This is a genomic window from Photorhabdus aballayi (assembly GCF_026153155.1).
In the GTDB taxonomy this organism is placed as follows: domain Bacteria; phylum Pseudomonadota; class Gammaproteobacteria; order Enterobacterales; family Enterobacteriaceae; genus Photorhabdus; species Photorhabdus luminescens.
Map to the genome: position 1 here is coordinate 1 of NZ_JAPFCD010000099.1, position 7,289 is coordinate 7,289.

The following is a 7,289-nucleotide window of genomic DNA, read 5'->3' on the forward strand; positions in this document are numbered from 1 at the left end:
CAAGTTTTTTGGGAAAAAAAACATTGCTGTAACGTGGGGTCGCAAGATTATAGAGAAGTCAAAAATAAAAATCGACCCCAATTTAAATATTTCAAACCAGTTTTGAATCTGAAATATACGGGTAAACACAAAATTAAGGTAAATGAGGTAATTTCAGATACTCTTCGCTTTGCATCTCTTGCAAACGAGATAAGCAACGCTGATATTCGAAAGTCAACAACACCCCTTGGTAAATTTGCTCCATCGGCACCTCCGCATTAATGATCAGTTTTACTCGGCGTTCATAAAACTCATCAACCAACGCCAGGAAACGACGAGCGGCATTTTCATTACCCGGCATTATCGCTGGAACCTGATATAACAAAACAGTGTGATAAAGTTTTGATAAAACAATGTAGTCCATCTGACTACGCGCATCTTCACACAAAACTTTAAATCCAATTGCCAATACACCGTCAGCGTTACGAATCGCCGGCATCTGCCGATGGTTAATTTCCAACACCGAAGCTTGTTCACTACTGTTACCGGTCAAAAGAATAAACATTCGATCCATCTCTCGTTCATTATCTTCATTCAGCGGTTCGAAATAGAGATGAGCTTGTGTCAATGTGCGCAACCGATAGTCAATACCCGAATCCACATTCATGATGTCACAATATTTTTTGATCTGCTCAATAGCAGGTAAAAAACGAGCTCGCTGTAAGCCATTGCGATAGAGTTCATCAGGAGGAATATTGGACGTTGCAATCAAGGTAATCCCTCTGACAAACAGCGCTTCCAACAATGTACCAAGAATCATGGCATCAGTAATATCGGAGACGAAAAATTCATCAAAGCAAAGCACATCTGTTTCCGCTTTAAAACCATCCGCCACAATATCTAGTGGATTTTCATGCCCTTGCAATGCCTTTAGCTCTTCATGCACCCGCAGCATAAAACGATGGAAATGCAAACGTAATTTTCTTTCACCGGGTAAACTTTGGTAAAACATATCCATTAACCAAGTTTTCCCTCTACCAACGCCTCCCCACATATAAAGCCCTTGAGCAGGTATACGGCTCATCGAAGTCTGCTTTCCTAACAGTTTACTCAGACGCCCTTTCAAGCTTTGGCGTCTCACAGGATTGCCGGGAGAAGCATTAATCAAAGCATGGTGTATGATATCCAATTGAGCAATGACTTGACGCTGAACATCATCGGGTTGGTATTTACCCTCGGAAAGGGCTTTTTGATAGTATGATGAAGGGGTAATCAATGATGGCATGACAATAACAATCCTTAAAATAATCGCCCATTTTTTATCGTTTTTATGATTCAGATTGACCTTATTACCGGATCAATTGTCTACAATAAGGTTCAGAATAAGATCTACAAACAAATGTAAATCATGATCAATATTCCACTCTAACTAGATTAACGGTTATAGTGACGATAATTAAGTGAAACATTCTGCGGAACAACGATGTTGATGAAGGAGTAGCTATGACTTGGGAGTATGCACTGATTGGATTGGCAGTTGGTTTTGTTATCGGAGCGTTAGTTATGCGCTTTGGTAACACTAAGCTGCGCCAGCAGAAAGCCTTACAAACTGAACTGGAGAATAATAAATCAGAACTGGAAGAATACCGTAAAGAATTAGTTGGTCATTTTGCCCACAGTGCAGAATTACTCGACAACATGGCTCGCGATTATCGTCAGTTATATCAGCATATGGCTAAAAGCTCACATGAACTGATGCCGAATATGCCAGTACAAGACAATCCATTTAATTATCGATTGACTGAATCAGAAGCGGATAATGATCAAGCCCCGGTTAAAATGCCACCAAAAGATTATTCCGATGGCGCTTCCGGCCTGTTTCGTCCGATGAATGAAAAAAACCAGTAAAAACTCTTGCTGTGGCATGTTTTGTGCCACAGCATTAATCCAAATATAAAACCTATTATCTACCTGCAAGTTTTGTTTTTTTGTTTCTCAATCATGTAAATACCTGTAAAGAATCATGCTAAATCTGTTTGCCCAATGAACTTTATTTAATAATTAACAGTCATAGAGTAATCATGGCTGCTTGCCGGAATTAACTTCATTGGCCTTCTGGCTTAGGTATACAAGAGAACAAAATTAGATGAAAAGAAAACACTTACTTCTTAGTGCGTTAGCAATCAGTATCGGATTGTCTACAATTTCAGTCCCTGCTACCAGTAGCGCTGCTTTACCTGCTGCTATCGCCGGTCAGGCGTTACCAAGCCTCGCGCCGATGCTTGAGAAAGTCCTGCCAGCCGTTGTCAGCGTGCATGTTTCCGGTACGCAGGTACAACAGGAACAGAGTATACCTGAAGAATTTAGATTCTTCTTTGGCCCCAACCTACCAATGGGCCGTGAAAGTACCCGCCCATTCCAAGGGCTTGGCTCAGGTGTCATCATTGACGCAGCCAAAGGTTATATATTAACCAACAATCACGTTATTGAGAATGCAGATAAAATCCGTGTCCAATTGAATGATGGACGTGAATATGAAGCCAGATTATTAGGCCGCGATCCTCAGACGGATATTGCCCTGCTGCAACTGAAAGATGCTAAGAATTTAACTGCAATTACTATGGCCGATTCTGATAAGCTGCGAGTTGGTGATTTTGCTGTTGCGGTTGGTAACCCATTCGGCCTTGGTCAAACTGCAACCTCCGGCATTATCTCTGCGTTAGGACGTAGCGGTCTGAACCTGGAAGGATTAGAAAATTTCATCCAAACGGATGCCTCTATTAACCGTGGCAACTCCGGTGGCGCACTGGTTAATTTGAATGGTGAATTAATCGGTATCAATACTGCTATTCTGGCCCCAGGCGGCGGTAACATCGGTATCGGCTTTGCAATCCCAAGCAATATGGCAAAAACCCTGAGCGAACAGCTTATTGCGCATGGTGAAGTCAAGCGCGGCATTCTTGGTATTAAAGGCACTGAAATGAATTCCGATATCGCTAAGGCATTCAATATCGATGCCCAGCGCGGGGCATTTGTCAGTGAAGTATTACCAAAATCCGCGGCAGCGAAAGCAGGTATTAAATCCGGCGATATTTTAGTTTCCGTTGACGGCAAGAAGATTAATAGCTTTGCTGAACTGAAAGCCAAAATCGGCACAACAATACCAGGTAAAGAAGTTAAAATTGGCTTATTGCGTAAAGGTAAACCAATGGAGGTTTCTGTTACGCTAGAAAACAGTGAAGGTCAAACAACCAAAGCCGGAAATCTGACCCTTGCACTGCAAGGTGCAACCCTGAGTAATGGTGAAGTGAAAGGGACTTACGGTGTGAAAATCGATAGTGTCGCCCAAAATTCACCGGCGGCGATGTCTGGCTTACAGAAAAATGACCTGATTGTCGGGATCAATAATGAACGGGTACAGAATATTAATGAACTGCGCAAAGTTATTGACTCTAAACCGCCAGTCATAGCGCTGAATATTCTTCGCGGTGAAGAAAGTATCTATCTGTTGCTGAGAAATTAATACTTTTAGTAAAAATCGATCCGATTCCACTTAAGGCACAGCGTAATGCTGTGTCTTATGGTGCTGATCAACCTATTTAAAATAATGAGGTTTGTTTTTCCATTAGTAAAAATGCTTTATACTTGGCTACCTCAATTTCTAAGGAGTGAATGTATTGGAAATTATTCGTGAAGGCGATACCATTATTTTTCAACCAGCTAAACCCAGTTGGAATTCCTTTTTGCCACAAGAAAAAGCTGACTTTAACTTTTTAATCGAACGGCTGGATATTGTGGAAGAAGGGCGCGTTAAGTTATGAAAAGATATAGGCCATCGTTTTAACCGCTGCTTTTAATCGGCATCAGGTTTTAAACGTTGTTTTTACCACTTTTAACACCTGATTTTTATTAAGTTTAATCATCATGGCATATCGTATTTTACATTTAACCAACGTTAATCATATCCGCTTTTTTATCTTTTCTGATACTGCTTACTCTCAATTCCGAGAGCTTTTTATAGGCCGCCAACCTTTATTTTCCGCATAAATTATGCCAGTAAATAACCTGATAATGTTAAAGATATCCCTTTATATTCTTTCCGATAATTAATTTTCTGTTTAGCAGTTAAATCCTATCACATTAACCGTTTTACCCCTCTTTTTATTGCGTTATGCTTATAATTTTCTCAGTAAAATAACGGTTAGAAAATACTTTAATATCAACATGCTGAATAATATTCTTTTACCTGCTGATTTCTTTTCAACTCTCAGTTAATGGTTAATAGTATTTGATTAAATGTAATTAACTGCCTTTATAAAAAGTGTATCTATTGAGTTAAACCTGCCTTCTCCCTTTATATAAAATCTCTAATTTCTCTATATACTCACTTTTAAATGATTATTGCAAAGAATAGACCTTCTTTATTTACTTTTTACTTTTTAAAAAGCTGGCATTAATAGGATACCTACTTTTTTACTCTTAGCCCGATAAAAAAGCGCCTACGATTGCTAAAAGCGAGAAATACAAGTAAAAAGAGCAAGTTAACCATATTAAAAAGATGGAACCTGTAAAACGATTCTCATGTTTAGAGTTTTCCTATTTTTTAATCAAAAATACATCCAATAAATGATTTTCATTAAGCAGCTTTTATAAGCCTAATGTTATTTCTTTTCCTACCAAATAGTTAACTTCCTCTTTTCCATTAAACTGATTATGAGGTTTTCTCTTTTTTCTGTATTTAATTTTTTAGTTTTAAAACCAGAGTAGATAAAAGATATGCTAATAATATTAAGATCAATGCCTATTTCTTTAATCATTTTTAATACTGCTAATCTAGTCAACCTAAAAAGTTATCGGCTCTCTTTAATGATTGTCTCTGATTTTTCGTAAACTCCTTACAGGCCATGTAAAATCTCTTATTTAAGAAAATTAGTTTAGCACGGTTAATAATATTAAATATTTTTATTCTAATTATTGGGTTAATATTGTCACTTTGTTAATCAATTCAAGACCGGTTTTTCCTGATATTTTCTCTTCCAATGTCAGTATAGCATTAAATTTTTTACCCGTTTTAAAAAAGCCTTAATCACTTATTTTTACCTTTAATGATTAAAGCTTTCACCTGTCCTTTCATAATACACTGACTATCTTTTCCAGACTTTAAAACTACACTAACAGACCATAAACGGCTTTTTAACTACTGTTTTATCATATTCAGATAAAGTGTATCTCATCTTACCTGAATGAGTGGAAGTTTCTTTCACTCCTTGCTTTCAAATGACATAAAAAACGCCTCCACACATGATTTAATCTGAGAGAAACTCAACGTTGTTAAGTAAATAAAAAACGCTAAAACGAAAAGTTAAAGACAGTAAAAACAGCGTTAAAATCCCCCCGATTTTAGCAAAATGCGATAAAAAAGAGTTTAATACCCACTCAAACTATCAGTACAAATTTTTTCGTTTTATTATTAATGAAAACTCAATAGTGATAATCGAAGCGCTAAAAGCTAGCGATCCGAGATACAGCACAATGCGGTGTCTGTTCATTTCTATGCTATCCTGCAATGACTCATTAACTCACACTGAATAATACCCATGATTGCCAAGTTGCTGCGCTCTGCCTTTTTAGGATTACTTGTAGCTGTAATTTTACTGATTACCATTCCATCACTGCGCCCCGGCGGGCTGATATCTGCAATTACCAGCAACAGTAATGACGAAGTTCCATTCAGCTTCAATAAAGGTGTCCGTAGGGCGGCGCCCGCTGTGGTCAACGTCTACAGCAGCAACATGGGAAGTTTTTCTCATCAAGGCCGAGAAAACCATACCCTTGGTTCTGGCGTCATTATGAGTGATAAGGGCTACATTCTCACCAATAAACACGTCATTAATAATGCAGGACAAATTATTGTCGCACTGCAAGACGGTCATTTTTATGAAGCTCTGGTCATAGGTTCTGATAGCTTAACGGATCTTGCTGTCCTGAAAATTGATGCCGAGAACCTGCCTGTCATAACGATTAATCCAAATAGAGTAGCGCATGTGGGAGATGTCGTTTTAGCCATTGGTAACCCTTACAACTTGGGGCAAACCATTACTCAAGGGATCATTAGCGCTACCGGTCGCGTCGGATTAAGCCCGACCCGCCGGCAAAACTTTCTCCAGACCGATGCCTCCATTAATCAGGGTAACTCTGGCGGTGCATTAATTAACACCCTTGGCGAACTGGTGGGTATCAACACATTATCATTCGATAAAAGTGAAAATGGAGAAACCCCAGAAGGATTGGGGTTTGCTATTCCAACTGAACTCGCCACCAAAATTATGCAGAAACTTATCCGTGACGGACGGGTTATCCGAGGTTTTATCGGCATAACATCACAAGAGCTGCCGCATATTCGCTCTTCTAACGGCAATATCAACCAGCTTCAAGGGTTACGAGTATTTCAGGTGACTGCAAACGGGCCAGCACAAAAAGCCGGTATCAAAGTGGGTGATATCATTACCAGTGTCAATAATAAACCCGCTATTTCTGCGGTTGAAACAATGGATCAAGTGGCTGAAATACGCCCCGGCAGCGTTGTTCCTGTCACTTTATTGCGCGATGGGAAAATATTATCTCTGCAAGTGACGATTGAAGAATATGATGAATATTAATTAATCTTAACTTCACTTAAATCGGATTTTTGGTGAGCGCCGCTGATTAAAAAACTTGGGATTTATGTCACATTTATTAAGTTAATCAAATATTAATCACACAAACAGGCGGGACAACATGAATTTTTTATTATATGTTCTTGATTGGATATTAAACAAATAAAACTACTTATCAGTTCGGTTATCTTAACAACAATAGAATATCCCCGATGTTGCCTGTTCAATACAGGTTATCAATAAGACTATCAGCAACAGACTGCTAGCACTCTCATAGTTCGATGTGCTTTACCCGAGGCTTTTTAACCCTTGGATGATTTATTTATCACTACGCGCCGCAATTAACGCTGTCGGACAACTGTGCCGTACGTTGTAAACCCTCAGAAATGATAAAGGAAGCGTGATGTCATTCCAAAAAAAACCATTCAAACGATTTAGCACCGAACAAATCTCTGGCCGCCTGAATATTCAAAGCGCCAACGGGCTAACATGTAGCATGCCCCCAACCCAACTAAAACAGATACTCACCATGATGACCTCATTTCATCCCTATCTGAGTGATGAACCATAATGGCCGGGAGGGGTCATGAGCATATTGATGATGGCCTGGCTGGGGGCCGGCGCCGCACAGCGCACAACCAGAACCGGTACAGA

Annotated in this window: 6 protein-coding genes; 5 read left to right on the forward strand and 1 reads right to left on the reverse strand. The window is 39.2% G+C overall.

Annotated elements, in window-relative coordinates; translation table 11 throughout:
• Positions 1–133 precede the first annotated feature (133 nt).
• Positions 134–1,264 carry a cell division protein ZapE gene (gene zapE / locus OO184_RS24120; RefSeq protein ID WP_265381346.1) on the reverse strand — a complete coding sequence of 377 codons (1,131 nt, stop codon included), beginning with the start codon at positions 1,262–1,264 and terminating at the stop codon, positions 134–136.
• Positions 1,265–1,482: 218 nt separating this feature from the next.
• Here zapE and zapG point away from each other — a divergent pair, with 218 nt between their 5' ends.
• From zapG to OO184_RS24145, 5 genes are all read left to right on the forward strand, one after another.
• Positions 1,483–1,887 carry a Z-ring associated protein ZapG gene (zapG, locus tag OO184_RS24125; RefSeq protein WP_265381347.1) on the forward strand — a complete coding sequence of 135 codons (405 nt, stop codon included), beginning with the start codon at positions 1,483–1,485 and terminating at the stop codon, positions 1,885–1,887.
• A gap of 238 nt (positions 1,888–2,125) precedes the next feature.
• Positions 2,126–3,502, forward strand: coding sequence for a serine endoprotease DegQ (gene degQ / locus OO184_RS24130; RefSeq protein WP_265381348.1), 1,377 nt, complete (start codon positions 2,126–2,128; stop codon positions 3,500–3,502).
• Between the two features lie 154 nt (positions 3,503–3,656).
• Positions 3,657–3,800 (forward strand): AbrB/MazE/SpoVT family DNA-binding domain-containing protein, encoded by a 144-nt coding sequence (locus OO184_RS24135; protein WP_376712601.1) that lies wholly within the window; start codon positions 3,657–3,659, stop codon positions 3,798–3,800.
• Between the two features lie 1,776 nt (positions 3,801–5,576).
• Positions 5,577–6,638 (forward strand): outer membrane-stress sensor serine endopeptidase DegS, encoded by a 1,062-nt coding sequence (gene degS / locus OO184_RS24140; RefSeq protein WP_265381349.1) that lies wholly within the window; start codon positions 5,577–5,579, stop codon positions 6,636–6,638.
• A gap of 400 nt (positions 6,639–7,038) precedes the next feature.
• Positions 7,039–7,206, forward strand: a complete 168-nt coding sequence (locus tag OO184_RS24145; RefSeq protein WP_265381350.1) for a hypothetical protein — start codon at positions 7,039–7,041, stop codon at positions 7,204–7,206.
• Positions 7,207–7,289: the final 83 nt, after the last annotated feature.